20 protein-coding genes and 1 tRNA gene are annotated in these 19,666 nt (G+C 67.8%); 6 read left to right on the forward strand and 15 right to left on the reverse strand.

The genetic code is table 11. The features are described from left to right. The first annotated feature begins 186 nt into the window (after positions 1–186). Positions 187–1,155, forward strand: coding sequence for a tripartite tricarboxylate transporter substrate binding protein (locus IBL25_RS15785; protein ID WP_187779503.1), 969 nt, complete (start codon positions 187–189; stop codon positions 1,153–1,155). Positions 1,156–1,159: 4 nt separating this feature from the next. Next, a complete protein-coding gene (locus IBL25_RS15790) occupies positions 1,160–2,137 on the forward strand; it encodes an aldo/keto reductase (protein WP_187779504.1) in 978 nt (325 codons plus the stop codon). Between the two features lie 191 nt (positions 2,138–2,328). Here the strand turns inward: IBL25_RS15790 and IBL25_RS27590 are convergent, their stop codons facing one another. The 4 genes from IBL25_RS27590 to IBL25_RS15810 all read right to left on the reverse strand — a co-directional run bounded on the left by IBL25_RS27590 (position 2,329) and on the right by IBL25_RS15810 (position 7,521). Continuing rightward, on the reverse strand, positions 2,329–2,622 hold the full coding sequence (locus tag IBL25_RS27590) for a response regulator (protein ID WP_367615620.1): 294 nt from the start codon (positions 2,620–2,622) through the stop codon (positions 2,329–2,331). Then, entirely contained in the window at positions 2,573–6,133 is a 3,561-nt protein-coding gene (locus IBL25_RS15800) for a CheR family methyltransferase (RefSeq protein ID WP_187779506.1), read from the reverse strand. The genes IBL25_RS27590 and IBL25_RS15800 overlap by 50 nt, the downstream gene beginning before the upstream one ends. Positions 6,134–6,200: 67 nt before the next feature. After that, complete coding sequence (locus tag IBL25_RS15805; protein ID WP_187779507.1) at positions 6,201–7,214, reverse strand: chemotaxis protein CheB; 1,014 nt, start codon at positions 7,212–7,214, stop codon at positions 6,201–6,203. Between the two features lie 151 nt (positions 7,215–7,365). Further along, the gene (locus IBL25_RS15810; RefSeq protein ID WP_187779508.1) at positions 7,366–7,521 is read right to left on the reverse strand and encodes a hypothetical protein; all 156 of its coding nucleotides are present in this window, start codon (positions 7,519–7,521) and stop codon (positions 7,366–7,368) included. Positions 7,522–7,586: 65 nt separating this feature from the next. Between IBL25_RS15810 and IBL25_RS15815 the strand changes: the two genes are divergently transcribed. Continuing rightward, on the forward strand, positions 7,587–8,027 hold the full coding sequence (locus IBL25_RS15815; protein WP_187779509.1) for a hypothetical protein: 441 nt from the start codon (positions 7,587–7,589) through the stop codon (positions 8,025–8,027). After that, the gene (locus IBL25_RS15820) at positions 8,024–8,443 is read left to right on the forward strand and encodes a response regulator (RefSeq protein WP_187779510.1); all 420 of its coding nucleotides are present in this window, start codon (positions 8,024–8,026) and stop codon (positions 8,441–8,443) included. Before IBL25_RS15815 ends, IBL25_RS15820 begins: the two co-directional genes overlap by 4 nt. 149 nt (positions 8,444–8,592) lie before the next feature. Here the strand turns inward: IBL25_RS15820 and IBL25_RS15825 are convergent. Next, positions 8,593–8,669, reverse strand: a tRNA-Arg gene (locus tag IBL25_RS15825). A 268-nt stretch (positions 8,670–8,937) separates the two neighbouring features. Between IBL25_RS15825 and IBL25_RS15830 the strand changes: the two genes are divergently transcribed. Beyond that, positions 8,938–9,870 (forward strand): choice-of-anchor A family protein, encoded by a 933-nt coding sequence (locus tag IBL25_RS15830; protein WP_187779522.1) that lies wholly within the window; start codon positions 8,938–8,940, stop codon positions 9,868–9,870. Positions 9,871–9,912: 42 nt separating this feature from the next. Here the strand turns inward: IBL25_RS15830 and leuB are convergent, their stop codons facing one another. From leuB to ffh, 9 genes are all read right to left on the reverse strand, one after another. Then, a complete protein-coding gene (gene leuB, locus IBL25_RS15835) occupies positions 9,913–11,025 on the reverse strand; it encodes a 3-isopropylmalate dehydrogenase (RefSeq protein ID WP_187779511.1) in 1,113 nt (370 codons plus the stop codon). Between the two features lie 19 nt (positions 11,026–11,044). Continuing rightward, positions 11,045–11,656 (reverse strand): 3-isopropylmalate dehydratase small subunit, encoded by a 612-nt coding sequence (leuD, locus tag IBL25_RS15840; protein ID WP_187779512.1) that lies wholly within the window; start codon positions 11,654–11,656, stop codon positions 11,045–11,047. A 3-nt stretch (positions 11,657–11,659) separates the two neighbouring features. After that, positions 11,660–13,084, reverse strand: coding sequence for a 3-isopropylmalate dehydratase large subunit (gene leuC / locus IBL25_RS15845; RefSeq protein WP_187779513.1), 1,425 nt, complete (start codon positions 13,082–13,084; stop codon positions 11,660–11,662). A 229-nt stretch (positions 13,085–13,313) separates the two neighbouring features. Next, a complete protein-coding gene (locus IBL25_RS15850) occupies positions 13,314–14,066 on the reverse strand; it encodes a class I SAM-dependent methyltransferase (RefSeq protein ID WP_187779514.1) in 753 nt (250 codons plus the stop codon). Between the two features lie 121 nt (positions 14,067–14,187). Continuing rightward, the gene (gene rplS, locus IBL25_RS15855; RefSeq protein ID WP_187779515.1) at positions 14,188–14,571 is read right to left on the reverse strand and encodes a 50S ribosomal protein L19; all 384 of its coding nucleotides are present in this window, start codon (positions 14,569–14,571) and stop codon (positions 14,188–14,190) included. A 28-nt stretch (positions 14,572–14,599) separates the two neighbouring features. Beyond that, a complete protein-coding gene (gene trmD / locus IBL25_RS15860; RefSeq protein ID WP_187779516.1) occupies positions 14,600–15,319 on the reverse strand; it encodes a tRNA (guanosine(37)-N1)-methyltransferase TrmD in 720 nt (239 codons plus the stop codon). Beyond that, positions 15,316–15,927 (reverse strand): ribosome maturation factor RimM, encoded by a 612-nt coding sequence (gene rimM, locus IBL25_RS15865; RefSeq protein ID WP_187779517.1) that lies wholly within the window; start codon positions 15,925–15,927, stop codon positions 15,316–15,318. The genes trmD and rimM overlap by 4 nt, the downstream gene beginning before the upstream one ends. A 31-nt stretch (positions 15,928–15,958) precedes the next feature. Next, a complete protein-coding gene (rpsP, locus tag IBL25_RS15870; RefSeq protein WP_187779518.1) occupies positions 15,959–16,297 on the reverse strand; it encodes a 30S ribosomal protein S16 in 339 nt (112 codons plus the stop codon). A gap of 38 nt (positions 16,298–16,335) precedes the next feature. Next, complete coding sequence (gene ffh, locus IBL25_RS15875; RefSeq protein WP_187779519.1) at positions 16,336–17,721, reverse strand: signal recognition particle protein; 1,386 nt, start codon at positions 17,719–17,721, stop codon at positions 16,336–16,338. A gap of 312 nt (positions 17,722–18,033) precedes the next feature. Between ffh and IBL25_RS15880 the strand changes: the two genes are divergently transcribed. Then, positions 18,034–18,216: a CsbD family protein gene (locus IBL25_RS15880; RefSeq protein ID WP_187779520.1), complete on the forward strand. Its 183-nt coding sequence runs from the start codon at positions 18,034–18,036 to the stop codon at positions 18,214–18,216. 78 nt (positions 18,217–18,294) lie between these two features. Here IBL25_RS15880 and IBL25_RS15885 read toward each other — a convergent pair. Beyond that, positions 18,295–19,666, reverse strand: a 1,372-nt coding sequence (locus IBL25_RS15885; RefSeq protein ID WP_187779521.1) for a capsular polysaccharide export protein, LipB/KpsS family, incomplete at its 5' end; no start/stop codon positions are given.

The raw sequence follows: 19,666 nt of genomic DNA on the forward strand, positions 1-19,666 counted from the left end.
CGCCGCCGCCCAGGCCGCCCTTGGCGCCGCCACGGACGGCTTCGCGGTGCCCGGTGGCGGCGATGCCGGCGGCATCTACGACCTGGCCTACGCCTTCCCCGGCGAGGATGCCGCCCAGCGCGCGGCGCACCGGCGGCCCGGCTGGGCCAGCACCTCCGCATAAGCAAGAAAACAGGAAACCGCCGCATGAGCCACCTGACCAGACGCCTCGCCCTCACTCTGCCCCTGCTTCCGTTGCTGCCCGGCGCGGCCGCGGCGCAGCCGCCGGCTTGGCCCACCCGGCCGGTCAGCATCGTGGTCGCCTTTGCCCCGGGCGGCGCGGCCGACGTGATCGCCCGCATCCTGGCACAGCGGCTGACGGAGCAGCTCGGCCAGGCTGTCGTGGTGGACAACCGGGTGGGCGGCGGCGGCACCGTCTCGGCGGCGCTGGTGGCGCGCTCGGCGCCCGACGCGCAGACTGTTCTGCTGCTCACCTCCTCCCACGCCGTGAACGAGAGCCTGGCGAAGAACCGCGGCTACGAGCTGGAACGGGACCTGACGCCGGTGGTGCAGTTCGCCGCCACGCCCTACTGGCTGTTCGTGCCGCCTGACCGGCCGGCGACGCTGGCGGGCCTGCTGGAACTGGCGAAGAAGCAGCCGGTGACCTTCGCCTCCGGCGGGCCGGGGGGCCTGACCCACCTGCTGGGGGAGATGCTGAAGCAGGAAACCAAACTCGACCTCATCCACGTGCCGTATCGCGGCAACGCGCCGGCGGTGAACGACCTGATGGCCGGGCGCGTCGACATGCTGTTCGACAACAGCGGCACGGTGCTGGAGCACGTGAGGAACGGCAAGCTTCGCGTGCTGGCCTCGACCTCCGCCGAGCGGCTGAAGGCGACGCCCGACGTGCCGACCATGGCCGAGCTGGGCTTCCACGACTTCAACGTCAGCGCCTGGCTCGGGCTTGCCGTGCCGTCGGGCACCGACCCGGCGCTGGTGCGGCGGCTGCACGAGGAGGTCGCCAAGGCGATGCAGGAGCCCGCCGTGCGTGACAGGCTGATCTCCGTCGGCGCCGTGCCGGCCTTGAGGGGCCCCGCCGAGTTCCAGGCGCTGGTGAAGGCGGAGATCCCCAGGTGGGCGGCCGTGATCCAGGCCGGCGGAATCAGCGCGGAGTAAGGCGATGTCCTTCGCAACCCGGCGCAATCCCGTCGGCCGCACCGGCCTGACCGTGTCCCGCCTCGGCATGGGGGGCGGCAGCCTGATCAGCGCGGCCGGCCCGCAGGGCGTCCGCGACATCCTGGATGCAGCCTGGGGTGCCGGCCTGCGCTATTTCGATACCGCGGCCCTCTACGCCGCCGGCGAGAGCGAGCGCCGGCTGGGCGCCGCGCTGCGCGGCCGGCCACGCGGGGATTTCGTGCTGTCCACCAAGATCGGCCGTTATGCCGGCGCGGAGGGCGATGTCTTCGACTACGGTGCCGCCGCGACCGAGGCCGCCATTGAGGCGAGCCTGGACCGCCTGGGGCTGGAGCGGATCGACATCGTCTTCATCCACGACGTGATCCCGGCACTGCTTGGGGAGACTTTCGAGCACCGCTTCGCGGAGGCCATGACCGGGGCCTGGCCCGTGTTGCGCCGGCTGCGGCAGGAGGGCCGCATCGGCGCCGTCGGCGTCGCGCTGCGGGAGCCCGCGGTGGCGCTGCGCTTCCTGCGGGAAGCCGACCTGGACTGTTGCATGCTCGCCGGCGGCTGGACCTTGCTGCAACACGAGGCGCTCTCCGCCCTGTTGCCGCATTGCGCCGCGCAGGGTGTGGGGGTGATGGTGGCGGCGCCTTTCGACACCGGCATCCTGGCGACCGGGCCGGTGGCCGGCGCGCGCTACGGCTACAAGCCCGCGCCGCCGCAGATCCTGCACCGCGCCGCGCAACTGCAGGCGATCTGCGAGCGGCACGGCCTCCCGCTCGCCGCCGCGGCGCTGCACTTCCCGCTGCTGCACCCAGCCGTGGCCAGTGTCGTGGCGGGCCACCAGACGGTGGCCGAGTTGCAGGCCAACCTGGGCCTGCTCGACCAGCCTGTGCCGCAGGCACTGTGGCGGGACATGGCCGCCGCGGGCCTGCTGCCGCCGGATCTGCCGATCGGCCTGTCGCCAGCAAAGGAATAGCGATTCGGCGCGTGAACCTGACCGAAAGAGGTCGTAGGGACAGGCTCTATTGCAGCCGGTCGAGTGCTGTAAGCAGCGTGAAGAGCGACACTGGCTTCTCCACCTGCGGCACATCTCTGAAGCGGGGGTCAATGGACCCGCTATCGTAGCCGGTCGTAAACAGGAAAGGCGTGCCGGCGACGCGCAGAACGTCAGCGACGGCGTAGACCTGCTCCCCCCCTTAGATTCACATCCAGCAGAGCGAGATCGGGCTTGGCTGTCTCCAGCGCGCCAAGTGCTGCAGAAACCTTGGACATAGGGCCGATAACCGTTCCGCCCAAGCGTTCCACCAAGGCGCACATCTCCTCAGCGATCAGGAAGTGGTCCTCGACGACCAGGACGGATAGGCCCGCCAGAGGGGATGAGTTATCGCTCGCTGACATTATGGCATTCCTGTCATGGAGTTGGTGAGTGCGGAACCTCACCTTCGTCGAGTGCAATGACATGCTGCCCAAGCGGTAGCTCCAGTGCGCAGCTCACGCCGTCTGCAGTGAAATCAAGTCCGGTGGTTGCGCCAAGGTCGTAAGGCAGGCCACGCTCAATAAGCCGGCGGCCAAAGCCGATGCGGACTGGCTTGGCCTCTGGCATATCCACCCCACGCTCGATCCATGTGATGGTAAGGCGCCCACCAGTGCTGACATTCATGACGCGCCAGTTCACGGCAAGGCGCCCATTGGGCTGGGAAAGCGCACCATACTTCACGGCATTTGTTGTCAGCTCGTGAATGGCCAGGGACATGGCTTCCGCTGCCTTGTCCTTCAGCAGGATCGGGGGGCCGCTGATCTCCGCCTGCTCGCTATCATGGCTCACAGTCACAGCCAGTTCGCGGCGCAACAGCTCGTCCAGACGCAGGCCATCGGCCCCACGGTTGGCCAGCACGCCCTGTGTTCGGGCAAGAGCGTCGATCCGTCCGAAGAAGCGGTCGCTGAATTCCTCCAGCGTCTGGGAACTGTCGATCGAGCGGGCGGCGATGTTCCGGACCACTGCCAGGATATTCTTCACCCGGTGTTGCAACTCCGCCAGCAGAAGGGACTGCTGGCCCTCCGCGCGGCGACGTGCATCGATATCCTGCATGACGCCCAGAATGCCGCCGTCGGTGGCTGTTCCGCTCAGGCGCACCCATACTTCTCGCCGCGAGCCAAGGATGCGTAGCTCCTTGTCCAGCGGCGACTGTCCGTTAAGGGTGTCATCGAAGGCAGCGGCAAGCTGGTCTCGATCCTCTGGGTGAGTTGTGGCGAGCAAGGCTTCCAGCGTCTGAGGCGGGGGGAAGCCGAAGGCGCTCTCGAAGCCTTCCGAATGAGTGATCTGGCCGGTGGCGGCCTTCATCTCCCAGATGGTGATCCGGGCGGCCGCAGTGGCCAGCCGCGCACGTTCCTCCGCGGCCTGGCGGGCTGCCTGGGCCACCGTGGTGGCGGTGATGTCCAGGAAGGTGAGCACCGTGCCGGCGATGAAGTTATCGACGCTGCGATAGGGCAGCACCCGGACCAGGTAGCGGCCACGCTCCGGCGCCCCGATCTCCCGCTCGATGGTCGAAAGGGTGCGTAGCACGCGCCGCACATCCTCCTGCAGATCCGGGTAGGGCACGCGGGGCGCGATATGGGCGATGGGCCGCCCCAGGTCGCTCTCGATCAGGTGGAACACCTCGGACATGCTCGGGGTGAAGCTCTTCACCCGCAGGTCATTGTCGAGGAACAGCGTCGCGATCTGGGTGGCTTCGAGAAGGTTCTTCAGGTCGCTGTTGGTGCGGGCCAACTCGCCCACGCGATGGGCCAGCTCGCCATTGACCGTCTGAAGCTCCTCATTGACGGATTGCAGTTCCTCCTTCGAGGTTTCCAGCTCCTCATTGGCGGATTGCAATTCCTCATTGATCGACTGGTATTCCTCGTTGGAGGATTTCAGCTCCTCGTTGGTGCTCTCCAACTCCTCGATCGTCGCCTGCAGCCGGCCTTTGGTGATCCTCAGTTCGCTTTCCAGGCGCACGACATGTTCGTCACGCAGCACGGATGGGTTGATGGGGCGGTCATCGGCGTCATGGCTTTGGTCGGCGCCGTAGTCCTGGAAGAGGACCACGAAGTTGGTCGCGTCCTCGTCGGCTTCCGCCAGCGGCTCCACCGTCAGGCCAACCCGGCGCGCCTCTCCTTCCGCGCCCATGCGCAACGGCGACACACGCGCCGGCTTGCGGTCCGCCGCCGCCCGGTGAAGCGCCGCGCGCAGGTCCAGCCGCAGGTCCCGGTGAACCAGGTTGAGCAGGTTGAGGTTCGCGACGCCACTCGATGGGTCCAGAAAGGGCCCGGTGCGTCCTGAAAAGTTCAACACCTGGTATTCGTCATCGACGATGACATAGGCTGGCGTGTAGCGCTCCACCACGCGCTCGGCCCGCTTGCTGACCAGAGTGCCCTGCCCCTGGCGCTGCGTGGTGGTGCGATCTCCGGAGAGGTGCCGCGGTTCCGAACGGGCGGTCAGCGGGAATTCCGGCAGAATGCGGGAACTGGTCTCCTGCCGCCGGAAGATGCGGTGCTTCCGGTCGATGGGCTGGAACAGCTTCGGGTGCCGGGTGACATTCTCCGAAGGGCCGAGAAAGAGAAAGCCGCCCGGCCGCAGGGCGAAGTGGAAGAGCGGGATGACGCGCTCCTGCAAATCCGCGTTCAGGTAGATCAGCATGTTGCGGCAGGAGACCAGGTCCACGCGGGAGAAGGGCGCGTCCTTGATGACATTGTGCTGCGAGAAGATGCACATCTCCCGCAGGTCCTTATGGATGCAGTAGGTGCCACCCTCCTTGACGAACCAGCGCGCCAGGCGTTCCGGGGGGATGTCCTTCACGATGGTTTCGGGGTAGCGGCCGGCCCGGGCCACCGCCAGGGCGCGGGCATCGATGTCGGTGGCGAAGATCTGCACATGGGGGGGCGCGTCCATCGTGGCCGTCGCTTCCCGGATGAGCATGCCGAGGGAGTAAGCCTCCTCGCCCGTGGAGCAGCCGAGCACCCAGACCCGCAATGGGTCCTCTGGCCGGCGGCCCTTCAGGAGTTCAGGCAGGACCTGCCGCTCCAGCACATTGAATTCGGCCGGATCGCGGAAGAACTGGGTTACCCCGATCAGCAGGTCCTGGAACAGGTCCTGCACCTCCTCGGGGTCGCTGCGCAGCTTCTCCACATACTCGTCGATGCTGTCGATCCGCACCACATGCATGCGGCGCTGGATGCGGCGGAGAAAGGTATTGGCCTTGTAGCCGTGGAAGTCATGGCCGGTGCGGTTGCGCAGGATGGTGGCGATCGCCGGCAGCCGGCTCTCCCCCTCGGTCAGGATATTCCTCGATTCCGGGCCTTCTTCCGCGCCACGCAGATGCACGATGAACTGCAGGAGCCGGACCGGGATCTCCTCCAGCGGCACGCGGATATCCGCCATTCCAGCCGCGCCGTCGATGACCTCCGGGTCCGGCGCAGGGTCCTGTGCCTCGGCCTCCGCCAGGGCCAGGCCGCCGCATTCCTTCAGCCGGGCCACGCCAAGGCTGCCCGAACTCTTCTCCGCGGCCAGGATAATGCCGACCGCCGCCCGCGTCTGCTGCTCGGCCAGCGAGATCAGGAAGGTATCCACGGTGCCATGGTGGCCCCGCTTTTCTCCGCTGGGGGAAATACGAAGCCGCCCACCCTCCAGCGTGGTCATGGCCCCGACGGGCGTGACATAGATTCGGCCCGGCTCCAGCCGGTCCATATCCTGTGCGATCTGCATGACGCCACTGCCATGGAGGCCGATGGCCTCCACCAGGGCCTGGATGTCGAGCGGGTCTTCCGATTCCGAAACGACGATGAAGGCCGCGCCGGAATCCCGCGGCATCAGGGCAAAGAACTTCTCCAGGGAACGAAATGCCTGCGCGGAGGCACCGATGCCGACCACGGCGATCGGCTCGCCTGCAGTCCTTGCTTCGTCTTTGACGTGCTCGTCTTGAGTATGATCGTTCAAGCGTGCCGCTCCCTGACCGCGGTGGCGCTATATCGTGGCTACATCGTCACATGGAATCAATTCACCCTCAGACATCCTGTGGCGTAACCCGGTGGGCCGAACGCAACTCCAGCGCTGCCGCGCGCCGCAGCGTGGCCGCATAGCCGCTGTATTCGGCAGCCCGGGCTTCATAGAGTTCAGCGACTGCTATGCGCCCTTGCTGGCGGGCCTCCTGGGCCATGCGCGTCACCAACTGGGTGCGTTCATCCATCATGCGCATGGCGATCCGGATGGCCTCGCCCACACTTTCCTCCTGCGCGGAAACCACCGCTTCGGCCGTGAAGCCATGGCCGATCTGGCAGCGGTAGCGCAGCGGGCCGCTACCTTTCATCTCGGAGAGCACGCCCTGGCAGTGGGGGCAGGTCAAGGTGGAAGGCGTGGCGATCTGCCGCAGCTCGTCCGACTTGGTCCAGTAGCCGGCCGCGATCGCGACCTCCAGCTCCAGGTCGGGTGTCGCGGGATAGGCAGGGCCTGGCGGCATGCCGACCAGGGTGGTGAGCAGCGCCGCCATCCCCTCCGTGGGGGAAACGTGGTCCACCTCGGTCGATTCCAGCGCCGCCCGTGGCATGTCCGGAGCCTCGGCATCCAGCGGGTGCTGCACGACACCGAGCCCCCCCCTTTGCTTGATGGCAGACAGGCCGGAGGCACCATCGTTCAGCAACCCCGTCAGGATCACACCGATGGCGCGTGACCCATAGGCGAGAGCAACCGAGCGGAAGAGCGGATCAATGGCGGGCCTGGCCATGTTCTCCCTGGGCCCGGTGCCCAGTGCCAATGTGCCATCGATGACCAGAAGGTGCCGGTCTGGCGGCGCTACATAGACCCGCCCGGGCTGAATGGGCTGGCCATCGACAGCCTGGCTGACTGGCAGGGTGGAGGAGCCGCTCAGCACCTCGGACAGGTAGCCGGTGCCGGCGGTCGGCATATGGGTTGTGATGAACACGGAGGCGTGCAGGTCCGCCGGCAGGCCGCCGAGCAGCCGCTTGAGTACGGCGGTGCTGCCAAGGGACCCACCAATCGCTATAATGTCGTGCCGTTCCATCGGAACCCTAACGCATCTCGCCTGGCGCAGAAAATTCAACTCATTCATGCAACATCAGGTTGCAGGGGCTGATTGGAACAGACGAAGCGTCGCTTGATCCGAGCTGAAGCGGAACCCTGAAGGGAGAGCCGTCGTGGAAGGTGAATCCGAGCTAGAGATGGTTCGACGCCACATCCGGGAGGGCAGAGGCCGCGTAAAGCGGCAAAGGGAGATCGTTGTCCAACTGCAGGAAATGGGTGCGCCGAGCAGCACGGCCACCGGCTTGCTGGGCCAGTTCGAGGAAGCTCTTCGCCAGCATCAGCAACATTTGGCCCGGCTTGAAGGCGAAGGCAGCGTGAGTCGAGCAGAAAGCTAAGATCCAGGATCCGAGGCGTGGATCAGCCACAGGCTGCGCTGTGGCTTTTCCTTGTACCAGCCAGTGGTGTGCGTGAGCCGCCGTTGATGAGGAGGAAGGGCAAGCCTGGCTCGAGCGCCTGCCCGCGGAGTTACCGGACGAAGGTGCAGCCCGTCACGCTCGTGCTGCATGAACTCGCGACCGTCGCCTTGAACTACGCTACCCTGGCTTGGTCTGATGGGCGCCTCGTGATTACTCGGTTTCCGACGACGCTGGAGCGGCGCCTGGTGCCGCACCGGATGAAGATCGGTGTGGCACAGTGGCAGAGGCTGGGGAGTCGCCCCGTCATGCTGCGGCCGCAAGTGCCTGAACAAACGTTGTCGTACCAGTTGAGGACGAAAGCGGGCCTCGTGCTCGGGCCGGACAGGGTCTGGTGCCATATCGCGCTGCCCCTTGCCGGGCCGAAGGAGCCAAGATGAAGCAGGCCTATGACGTGGACCTGAGCGGGCGAATGATCCTCGTCCTGGAAGACGAGTACATCATCGCAAGCGAGTTCTCGGAGGCGCTGCGCCGGGCAGGCGCGGTGGTGATCGGGCCCTTCCCCCGCGTCAAGGAGGGCTTGGCCGCGGTGCGGACCGGCACGCCGATCGACTGTGCCGTGCTTGATGTGAATCTTGGCGGCGAGAGGGTCTGGCCACTGGTGGATGCGCTGCCCCTCGGGATGCCGGTGATCCTCACAACCGGCTATGAGGCGGGGGAAATACCGGCCACCTACGCCCATCTCCCCCGCATGGAAAAGCCGGTTCCCGCTGGTGATCTCATCCGTGCCGTGGCGGAGCAGGCGCGGCTACAGAGATTACAAGGCGAGCCTCCAAGGTCAGCTTTCCGCGGATGATAATCCAACAGCGGTTGGCTGCTTGCGCCCTATACCCGCCGCGATGACTGCGCGGGCGGACGTGGGACCAGCGTGGGACACCTAAACGCGAAAAGCCCGGCATCTCTGCCGGGCTTTTCGATAAGGTCCTGATCTTACTCAGGAAAGACTGGCGCGCCCGAAGAGATTCGAACTCCTGACCCCCAGATTCGTAGTCTGGTGCTCTATCCAGCTGAGCTACGGGCGCCGACCAGTGAGCGGGGAAATAGCCAGGAGCGGCGCCGAGCGCAACAGGGGTACACCGGAACCCGGCATCTTTTTTCACATTGACCGCAGATTTATTCAGCGGCCCCGGTTTCCGGCTGCGCCTGAAGGCCAAAGCCGCCCTGGCGTCGGAGATTTTTACGCACGGAAAAGCCAGGGCTTAAAAACGCCAACAGTTCAACGTCCTAAAAATTGGCACATGTCTTGCGAAGGAAGCGGCATCTGCATTTCATACCAAAAGGTTGCCCAAGATGCGTTTATGGAGTGTGCCGTTCTTCGGTGCCGTCATGATGTTCATGAGCGGCACCAGCCAAGCCGCCCCCCTCACTGCTGGCGAGATCCTGGGGAACTTCAACGCCGTGGTCTTCGGCGACTTCACCAGCAATTCGGATGTGGAAGGGCGGGCCGCCATCGGCGGCGACATGACGGGCGGCGCCACCTTCTACAACCAGCCCCGCGGCGGCGCGGTGGCGGGCTATGGCGCGCTCAATGTCGCGGGCGATGTCTCGCCGGGCACCTATAACGTGAACAATGGCGGCAGCGTCGTGGTGGGCGGCAGCAACGGCGGCCACTTCAACCTCAATGGTGGCGGCACGCTGACCACCGGCACGCCGAATTTCGATGTCGCCGACTTCAGGGCGCCGCTGAGCAGGCTGGTGGAACAGCTCACGGGGCTGGCGGCCAACAGCAACATCAATACCGGCGACCTCAACAACGTCGCCTTCAATGCCGCGCCGGATGCCCATGGCCTGGCCGTCTTCTCGACCAGCACGGCGACGCTGCAGAGCTTCCGCAACATCAACTTCAACCTGAACGGCGCCGATACCGTCATCGTCAATGTCAGCGGCAGCGTCTTCCTGGACACGGCCAATTTCAACGCGGGGGCCGAGGTCAACCGGCGTGTCATCTGGAACTTCTACGAGGCCACGCTGCTGGATTTCGACCGCTTCTGGCATGGCTCGGTGCTGGCGCTGAACGCGGCCGTCACCAACAGCACGCCGATCGAGGGCACGCTGGTCGCCGCCTCCTTCAACGGGCGGGGGGAGCTGCATGACTACGGCTTCAAGGGCACCCTGCCCCCGACCGACCCGGAAGAGCCGGTGCCTGTGCCGGAACCCAGCTCGATGCTGCTGCTGGCGAGTGGCCTGATCGGCCTCGGCGTCGCGCGGCGCCGCCGCGCCTGAGGCGCGGAAAAACGGGGCGGGCCGAAAGCCCGCCCCGGAGCGTCAGGCGGCGAGCTTGTCCAGCTCCCGCAGCACCGCGTCGCCCATGACGCTGGTGCCGACCCGGGCGGTGCCGGGGCCCATGATATCGGCGGTGCGCAACCCGCCGGCCAGCACCTTCTCCACCGCCGTCTCGATCATCTTCGCGTCTTCCTCCATGCCGAAGGACCAGCGCAGCAGCATGGCGAGGGAGAGCATCTGCGCGCAGGGATTGGCGATGCCCTTGCCCGCGATATCCGGCGCCGAGCCATGGATCGGCTCATAAAGCGCGTGCCGCCGGCCGGAGGAATCCGGCGCCCCCAGCGTGGCGGAAGGCAGCATGCCCAGCGAGCCGGTCAGCGCCGCCGCCAGGTCAGACAGCACGTCGCCAAACAGGTTGCCGGCCAGGATGACATCGAACTGCTTCGGCCGGTTGGCCAGCTGCATGGCGCAGTTGTCGGCATACATGTGGCTCAGCTCGACATCCGGGAACTCGTTCTTCCCAACCTCGCTGACCACGGCGCGCCAGAGGCGGCCGGACTGCATCACATTCGCCTTCTCGACGCTGGTCAGGCGGTTGGAGCGCCGGCGCGCCAGGTCAAAGGCCACGCGGGCGACGCGGGCGATCTCTTCCTCGGTATAGACCTCGGTGTCGACGCCGCGGCGCTGGCCGTTCGGCATGGTCTCGACGCCGCGCGGCTCACCGAAATAGATGCCGCCCGTGGTCTCACGCACGATCATCAGATCGAGGCCGCGCACCACATCGGGCTTCAGGCTGGAAGCATCCACCAGCGGGTCCAGCACCACGGCCGGGCGCAGGTTGGCGAAAAGGCCAAGCTCCTTGCGCAGGCGCAGGATGCCCAGCTCCGGGCGCTTGTCGAAGGGCAGGCTGTCCCACTTGGGGCCGCCGACCGAGCCGAAGAGCACGGCATCGGCGGCCAGCGCGCGCTCCACCGTCTGATCCGGGCAGGGAGAGCCGGTGGCTTCCAGCGCGGCGCCGCCGACCATCCCCTCTTCCAGCGCGAAGCTCACATGGCGGCGCCGGTCCATCCAGTCGATGACGCGGCGCACTTCGCGCATCACCTCGGGCCCGATGCCGTCACCGGGCAGAACCAGCAGCCTCTTGTTCGCAGTCATATCGGTTCGCGCGTCCTTATCAGCGGTAGAGCCAGGGCTGCGCGGCCTGCTGCCGCGCCTCGAAGCTGTCGATGGCCGTGCCGCGCTGCATGGTCTGGCCGATGTCATCCAGGCCGTTCAGCAGCAGGTGGCGGCGCAGCGGGTCGACCTCGAAGGGGATTTCCTCGCCATTCGGGCGCACGACCACCTGCCGCTCCAGGTCCACGGTGATGCGCGCGTTCTCGCCCATCTTCGCGTCTTCCATCAGCTGGTCGCAGATCTCGCGCGGCAGCTTGATGGGCAGGATGCCGTTCTTGAAGCTGTTGCCGTGGAAGATGTCGGCGAAATCCGGCGCGATGACGCAGCGGATGCCAAAATCCAGCAGCGCCCAGGGCGCATGCTCACGCGAGGAGCCGCAGCCGAAATTCTCATGCGCGATCAGGATCTCGGCCTTGCGGTAAGGCTCCTGGTTCAGCACGAAATCCGGGTTCTCGCTGCCATCCTCCTTGTAGCGGAGATTGGCGAAGACAGCCTTGCCCAGGCCCGTGCGCTGGATGGTCTTGAGGAAGCGCGCGGGGATGATCTTGTCGGTATCGACATTCGCCATGGGCAGCGGCGCGGCGATACCGGTCAGGGTGGTGAAGGCGTCCATGGTTCAGGCCATCTCCCGCACATCGGTCAGGTGCCCGGTGATGGCGGCGGCGGCGGCCATCGCGGGGCTCAGCAGGTGGGTGCGGCCGCCGGGACCCTGGCGGCCTTCGAAGTTGCGGTTGGAGGTCGAGGCGCAGCGCTGGCCCGGCGTCAGCTTGTCCGGGTTCATGCCCAGGCACATGGAGCAGCCGGCCTCACGCCATTCGAAGCCGGCCTCCTTCAGCACGATGTCCAGGCCCTCGGCCTCGGCCGCGTGCTTCACCAGGCCGGAGCCCGGCACCACCATGGCGCGCACACCCGGGGCCACGGTCTTGCCGCGCACGATCTCAGCCGCCGCCCGGATATCCTCGATGCGGCTGTTGGTGCAGGAGCCGATGAAGACGACATCGACCTTCAGCTCGGTCAGCTTCTGGCCGGGCGTCAGGCCCATGTAGTCGACCATGCGCTGCAGCTGGGCGCGGCGCGCCTCGTCCGCCGCCTCGGCCGGGTTGGGCACGGTGGCGGTGATGGGCAGCACGTCCTCCGGGCTGGTGCCCCAGGAGACCATGGGCACGATCTCGGAGGCGTCGAGCACCACTTCCTTGTCGAAATGGGCGCCTTCATCCGAAGGCAGGCTCTGCCACCACTGGATGGCGCGCTCCAGCGCCTCGCCCTGCGGCGCGAAGGGGCGGCCCTTCACGTATTCGAAGGTGGTCTCATCCGGCGCGATCATGCCAGCGCGGGCACCGGCCTCGATCGACATGTTGCAGACGGTGAAACGCCCGGCCATGTCCAGCGCGCGGATCGCCTCGCCGGCATATTCGATGACGTGGCCGGTGCCGCCGGCGGTGCCGATCTTGCCGATGATGGCCAGCACAATGTCCTTGGCGGTGCAGCCGGCGGGCAGCTTGCCGTTCACCGTCACGCGCATGTTCTTGGCGCGCTTCTGCAGCAGCGTCTGGGTGGCCAGCACATGCTCCACTTCCGACGTGCCGATGCCGAAGGCCAAGGCTCCCATGGCGCCGTGAGTAGAAGTATGGCTGTCGCCGCAGACAATGGTCATGCCCGGCAGGGAAAGACCCTGCTCCGGCCCCACGATATGCACAATGCCCTGCCGCGCATCGGTCAGCGGGATATAGGGCACGTCGAACTCGGCGACGTTCTTCTCCAGCGTCTCGACCTGCAGCCGGCTCTCGGGGTCCTCGATCTGGCCGGTGTAGCGGGTGGCATCCGTGGCGATGTTGTGGTCGATCACCGCGACCGTGCCGTCCAGGCGCCGCACCTTGCGGCCGGCCATGCGCAGGCCCTCGAAAGCCTGCGGGCTGGTCACCTCATGCACGAGGTGCCGGTCGATGTAGAGAAGCGCGGTGCCGTCCGGGAGAGTCTCGACGACATGCGCGTCCCAGATCTTGTCGAACAGCGTACGCGGCTTCGTGGCCGACATCGGCATTTCCTCAACAAACGAACACAAGGCACGCCACGGGCAGGTGGCGTGGTGCCTGAAAGGTAGGTTCCCGCACCAGGACATTGAAGCACCGGCGCCGCGCGCCAGCCACCACGGCTGACGCGATCCTCCCCTGGGCACAGCACATAACTGTCGTGAAGCCTGCTGGAAAGGGTCTTAATCTTTCGTCAGGCCGGATGCTGCGGCAAGGAGCCGAAAGCGCGGCCGCAGGACATCAGGCCTCCGATGGGCTGCCGCCAGCCCGCCGGGCCGAGACCAGCAGGAACATCGGGCGCTCCAGCTCCTCCGCCAGCTCCGGCCGGGCGGCAATCTGCGCCGGCGTCGGGCAGAATTCCTCGACACGCCGAATGGTGAAGCCGGCAGCGATCAGCCCGTTCAGCGTCGTGCCGATGGTGCGGTGGTGCTTTACCACGCCCCTGGCCAGCCAGTCAGTGGTGCGGGGGCCTTCCACCAGATAACGATCCAGCGGCCAGACCTTGCGCCCCGAGGCATCGGCTGACCAGCCCGGCCGGCTCGGCGCCATATAGATGGGATGCTCGGCCGAGAAGGCAAAGTCGCCGCCCGGCACCAGCGCCTGATGGACTTCCGCGAAGAGGCGCGCGGCATCCTCGACATAATGCAGCGCCAGGGAACTATAGGCGAGGTCGAAGCGCCCCCCGGGCAGCGCCAGCCGCTCCAGGTCCGCCCTTTCGTAGCGGATGGCGGTATCCACCGTGGCGGCCCGCGCCCGTGCCAGCATGCGTTCCGACAGGTCGAGGCCCAGGACCTCGGCCGCGCCCTGCCCTCGCGCCCAGCGGCAGAACCAGCCGAAGCCGCAGCCGAGGTCCACCACGCGCCGGTTCGCCATCGGCGGCAGCATGGCCCGCAGCGCCGGCCATTCCGGCGCGCCATCCAGCCCCTGCACCGAGCGGCCAAGCTGGCTGTAGCCGGCGAAGAAATCCGGCTGGTCGTAGATATTCTGCGCCATCACGCCCTCCCCCGCTGCGGAAGGCACTGCACAACACGGTGGCCGGAAACGCAAACGCCGCCCCGGAGGGCGGCGTCGCGAAAGGCAGCGGCAAGGCCGGGGGATTTCCCCGGCGCCGGCTTCAGCCCTCGGTCTTCTCCGCGCGCGCCACCACCTTCTCGGCGATGCGGGCGGACTTACCCGTGCGGCCACGCAGGTAGTACAGCTTCGCGCGGCGCACCTTACCACGGCGCAGCACGGCGATCTCGGCCACGTTCGGGGAATAGAGCGGGAAGACGCGCTCCACGCCCTCACCGTAGGAGAGCTTGCGCACGGTGAAGTTGCTGTGCAGGCCCTTGTTGGAGCGCGCGATCACCACGCCCTCATAGGCCTGGGTGCGGGTGCGCTCGCCTTCCACGACCTTCACCATCACGCGGACGGTGTCGCCAGCCGCGAATTCCGGCACGGCGCGGGCGGAGAGCAGGCGGTCCTTCTGCTCGGCGTCGAACTGCTGCAGCAGGTTCATGGGTTCAGTCCTTCGACAAAAAACGCGTTCAGTTTGAAAGAGCCCCCGCCGGGGTGCGGCGCGACCAGAGATCCGGCCGCCGCTCGCGCGTCGCCGCCTCCGCCATGCCACGGCGCCAGCGCGCCACCTCGGCGTGGTGGCCGGAGAGAAGGACATCGGGCACCGCCCGCCCATCCCACTCCGCCGGCCGCGTGTAATGCGGGTATTCCAGCAGCGGCGCGCCACCCGCGGAGAAGCTTTCCTCCTCCGCGCTCGTCGCCCCGCCCATGACACCCGGCAGCAGCCGCACGCAGGCATCCAGCAGCACCAGGGCCGCCGGCTCGCCTCCGCTCAGCACGTAATCGCCGACCGAGACCTCGCGCATGCCGCGCGCCTCGATCACCCGCTGGTCCAGCCCCTCGTAGCGGCCGCAGACCAGGACGATGCCCGGCCCCGCCACCAGCTCCCGCACCAGCGCCTGGTCCAGCAGTCGCCCACGGGGCGTCATGTAGACCAGGGGCCGCGCCGCGCCGTCAGACAGCGCGGCAGCGCAGGCAGCATCCATCACGTCCGGCCGCATCACCATGCCGGCGCCGCCGCCGAAAGGCGTGTCGTCCACCGTGCGGTGCTTGTCCGTCGCGAAGTCGCGGATCTGGAGGGTATCCAGGCTCCACTTCCCCTCGCGCAGGGCGCGGCCGGCCAGGGAATGCCCCAGCGTGCCCGGGAACATCTCGGGGAAGAGGGTCAGCGCGGTGGCGTGCCAGCTCATCCGACGACGCCCCCACGCGGCGGGCGCGGGTTACCCCGGCGCGGCACGTCCTGGCGGCGCGGCAGCGCATGGGCATCGTCGAGCACGTCCTCGGAAGGCGCGGTCTCGATCCCCTCGGGCAGCGCGCCATCCTCGGGCGGCACCACCAGCAGCCAGCCTTCCGAGACCTTCACCTCCGGCACGGCGGCCCGGGTGAAGGGCACCAGCAGGTCCTTGCCGCCATCGGTGACGATGGTGAGGAAGGAACCGGCGCCGAAATCCTCCACCGCCCGCACCTGGCCCAGCTCCTGCCCGGCGGCATTCCGCGCGGCGAGGCCGATCAGGTCGGCGAGGTAGAATTCCTCCTCCTCCGTTTCCGGCAGGCGGTCGCGGTCCACGTAAAGGCGGGTGCCGGTCAGCTTGGCCGCGACATCACGGTCGGTGATGCCGTCGATCCGCGCCAGGCCGCCCGGCAGCCAATGCAGCATGTATTCCTTGCCGCCCTCATCCGAGAGCGGGCCATAGCCGGCGATATCCGCCGGCTCGGCGGTAAAGGACTGGACGCGGACAAGGCCACGCACACCGTGCGGCCGTCCGATCTCCCCCACCAGGATGCGCTGCTTGGCCATGGCGTCAGGCTGCTACCGAATGCCTTGTGCCTCAGGCCGCCGCGGCGGCGGCAGCGGCGCGCTCCTGCGCCTTCTTCTTCGGCGCGGACTGCTTCGGCTGCTCGCGGAACACCGGCATCGGCGCCAGCTCGGCCTTGCCGAGGAACTTGGCGACGCGGTCGGTGGCGACGGCGCCCTGGCTCAGCCAGTGCTTGATGCGCTCATCGAACAGGCGCACGCGCTCGGCGTGGTCGGCCGGCAGCATCGGGTTGTAGCTGCCAACCTTCTCGATGAAGCGGCCATCGCGCGGGGAGCGGCTGTCGGCCACCACGATGTGGTAGTAGGGGCGCTTCTTGGCACCGGCGCGAGCGAGGCGGATCTTCAGGCCCATAGTGTTTCCAGTCTTCCAGTATAGCTAAGGGTTGTTCGTCAGAAGGGGCGCTTGCCGCCCCCCATGCCAGGGAGCAGCGCGCCGAGACCGCCGCGCATCAGGCCCTTCTGGCCGAGCTTGTTCATCCGCTTCATCATCGCGGACATGTCGTCAAACTGCTTCAGCAGCTTGTTCACTTCCTGAACGCTGACCCCCGCGCCGGCGGCGATGCGCTTCTTGCGGGAGGCCTTCAGGATATCGGGGTTGCGGCGTTCCTTCTTCGTCATGCTGCCAATGATGGCGGCCTGTCGCGTCAGGATGCTGTTGTCGAGCTTGGACTCGTCGATCTGGTTCTTCAGCTTGCCGATGCCCGGCAGCATGCCCAGGATGCCCGAGAGCGAGCCCATCTTGCCGATCTGCTTGAGCTGCGATGCATAGTCTTCCAGGTCGAACTGACCCTTCTGCATCTTGGCGGCCAGCTTCTCGGCCTCGGCGCGGTCGATGGTCTCCGCCGCCTTCTCCACCAGCGAGACGATATCGCCCATGCCGAGGATGCGGCTGGCGATACGGTCGGGGTGGAAATCCTCCAGCGCCTCCAGCTTCTCGCCGGCGCCCATCAGCTTGATCGGCGCGCCGGTCACGGCGCGCATGGAGAGCGCGGCACCGCCGCGCGCATCGCCGTCGATGCGCGTCATGACGATGCCGGTGATGCCGACGCGCTCGTTGAAGGCGCGCGCCGTCTGCACCGCGTCCTGGCCGGTCATGGCATCGACCACCAGCAGGCTCTCGTGCGGCTTGGTGGCGGCCTTAACCTGCGCCACCTCTTCCATCAGCGCCTCGTCGATCGAGAGGCGGCCGGCGGTGTCGAGGATGACGACATCATAGAGTTCGTTGCGCGCCACCTGCATGGCGCGGGCCGCGATCTCCAGCGGCGACTGTCCCTGGATGATCGGCAGGCTGGCCACGCCCGCCTGCTTCGCCAGCGTCTCCAGCTGCAACTGGGCGGCAGGGCGATGCACGTCCAGGCTGGCCAGCAGGACCTTCTTGCGGTCCCGCGTCCGCAGCCGCAGCGCGATCTTGCCCGAGGTGGTGGTCTTGCCCGAGCCCTGAAGGCCGACCATCAGGATCGGCACCGGCGCGGCAGCGGCCAGGCTCAGCCCGGCGGGGGCAGCACCCTCGCCGCCACCCAGTGCTTCCACCAGGCAGTCATTGACGATCTTGATGACCTGCTGGGCGGGCGAGACGGACTTGATGACATCCGAGCCCACGGCGCGCTCGCGCACCTTGGCCACGATATCCTTGACCACGGGCAGCGCGACATCGGCTTCCAGCAGGGCGATGCGGACTTCCCGCGACGCCTCGGCCACGTCGGCTTCCGTCAGCGCGCCACGGCGGCGCAGCCGGTCGAAAACCCCGTTCAGCTTGCCGGACAAAGCCTCGAACATCGTGGCCGCCGTTGCCCCTTCATGCGGATGTTCTTGACACCCGCCCAAAACAAAACGCGCCGCTGCGCGAGTCTTCGCGGAGCGACGGAGCCGGGCGCCTCATGCGCTCCGACCAATGGATACCCGCCGGATAACCGGAGGGACGCACTGTTTAGCCGCGCGTGCCCCGCCGGGTCAAGGTTGCAGAGGGGTAACGCTCAGGCCCCGGCCGCAACCCTGCCCCACCCAGGCCGTTTCTTCCCCAGAGCCGCGCCAGGGCGTGGCCGGATGGCAGTCCCGCCACCCACGAGACAATCGACTGGAGGATCAGCCATGGACAAGAATCGCATCGACGGTGCCGCCAACCAGGTCAAGGGCGCCGTGAAGCAGGCCGCCGGCAAGGTGACCGGCGATACCCGCACCGAGGCCGAGGGCGCCGCGCAGAAGAACGCCGGCAAGGTCCAGAGCACGGTCGGCAAAGCCAAGGATGACGTGCGCGACGCCTTCAAGTCCTGACGTCGCGGCCTTGCATAACAGCCCCGGCCACCCGGCCGGGGCGGAAAGCCGCCTGGCAGCGATGCCGGGCGGCTTTTTCTATTGGCGGCGCCAGAGGCGGGCCAGTCCGCTGCGGAGCGCGCCCTCCAGCCCGCGATACAGGCTGAGGCGCGAGACCTTCCAGGCGCCGGGATCGTCCAGCCGTTCCAGGATCACTTCCGGTGGGCAGGGCAGTTCCGTCACCGGGTCCACCTGCCGGGGGAAGAGGATCAGCGTGGCCGCCACCAGCGCGTCCAGCTCCAGCCTGCGGCCACGGCGGGGCGGCGGGTTGCGGTCCTCCGTCAGGCCCCAGCCGGCATAGAAGGGCTGGCCCCAGGTGACCACCGGCACGCCACGCAGCAGCGCCTCGAAGCCGGACAGCGAGGTCAGGGTATGCAACGCATCCACCTGCCCCAGCAGCCCCGTCAGCGGTGCGCGGGAGACGACCTGATCCGCCACCGCCGCCAGCGCCTCGGCCGCCACATGCCCCTTGCGGAAACCGGCCTCCAGGTCGGGATGCGGCTTGTACACAATAAAGGCATCGGGATGCGCTGCCCGCACCGCCCGCAGCAGCGCCAGATTGCCCTGGATGGCGCCGCCGCCCAGCCGCACCGAGGCATCGTCCTCCACCTGCCCGGGCACCAGCAGCCGCCGCCGCCCTGGCGGGGCCTGGATCACCGGAGCCTCGCCACCCAGGTTGTACTTGGTCACCCCGCGCCCGACGATCGCCTGCCGCAGCGCCGCCGCGCGGGCCAGCAGTTCGGGCGGGAAACTGGCGCTGGCCAGGAGCTCCTCCAGCGCGCTGGGAGTAGCGGGGTCGTAGTAGATGCCGCGCCGGTCCACGGCATAGGAGGCCCCTGGCAGGAAACGCGCGCCGAGGCCGCGGGAGCGGACAAAGCCGTCCTCCACCGTCAGCAGCGCCACCCCGGCGGCCTCGCATTGCGCGCGGAAGCCTGGCGGCACCGCGCGGGCCCAGGCGGCGATGGCGGCCTGCCCGCTGCGCGCCCGCTCCGCCCTCGCCCGCCGCAAGGCCGTGGATGCGCCATGGGTGAAGGCGGGCGTGCCGCCGGCATGGGCGAACAGCGCCCCCACCCGCTCCCGCTTCCACCAGGACATGCCGAGGCAGGCCACCACCGGGCGATTCTCCGCCTGGGCGCGGTTCCAGGCGGCCAGTTGCTCCAGCGCCTGCTCGAAGCACCAGGGCCGGGCCAGGAAAGGGTCGGCGCAGCGGCTGGCCCTGATCAGCGCCGCCATGCGCGGCACCGGGTCCAGCACCTGCCCCGCCACCGGCACCCCGGCGGCGGCGGCCAGCAGCGCCATCTCGGCCGAGGCGCCATAAAGGTCCGAGGCGAGGTCCAGCAGCGTCCAGGGCGAGAGCCGCGCATCCAGCAGCCGCGCGCCCGCCGGGGGTGCCAGCACCCTCCGCCCGCCG

It is taken from the genome of Pseudoroseomonas ludipueritiae, assembly GCF_014490445.1.
GTDB lineage: Bacteria > Pseudomonadota > Alphaproteobacteria > Acetobacterales > Acetobacteraceae > Pseudoroseomonas > Pseudoroseomonas ludipueritiae.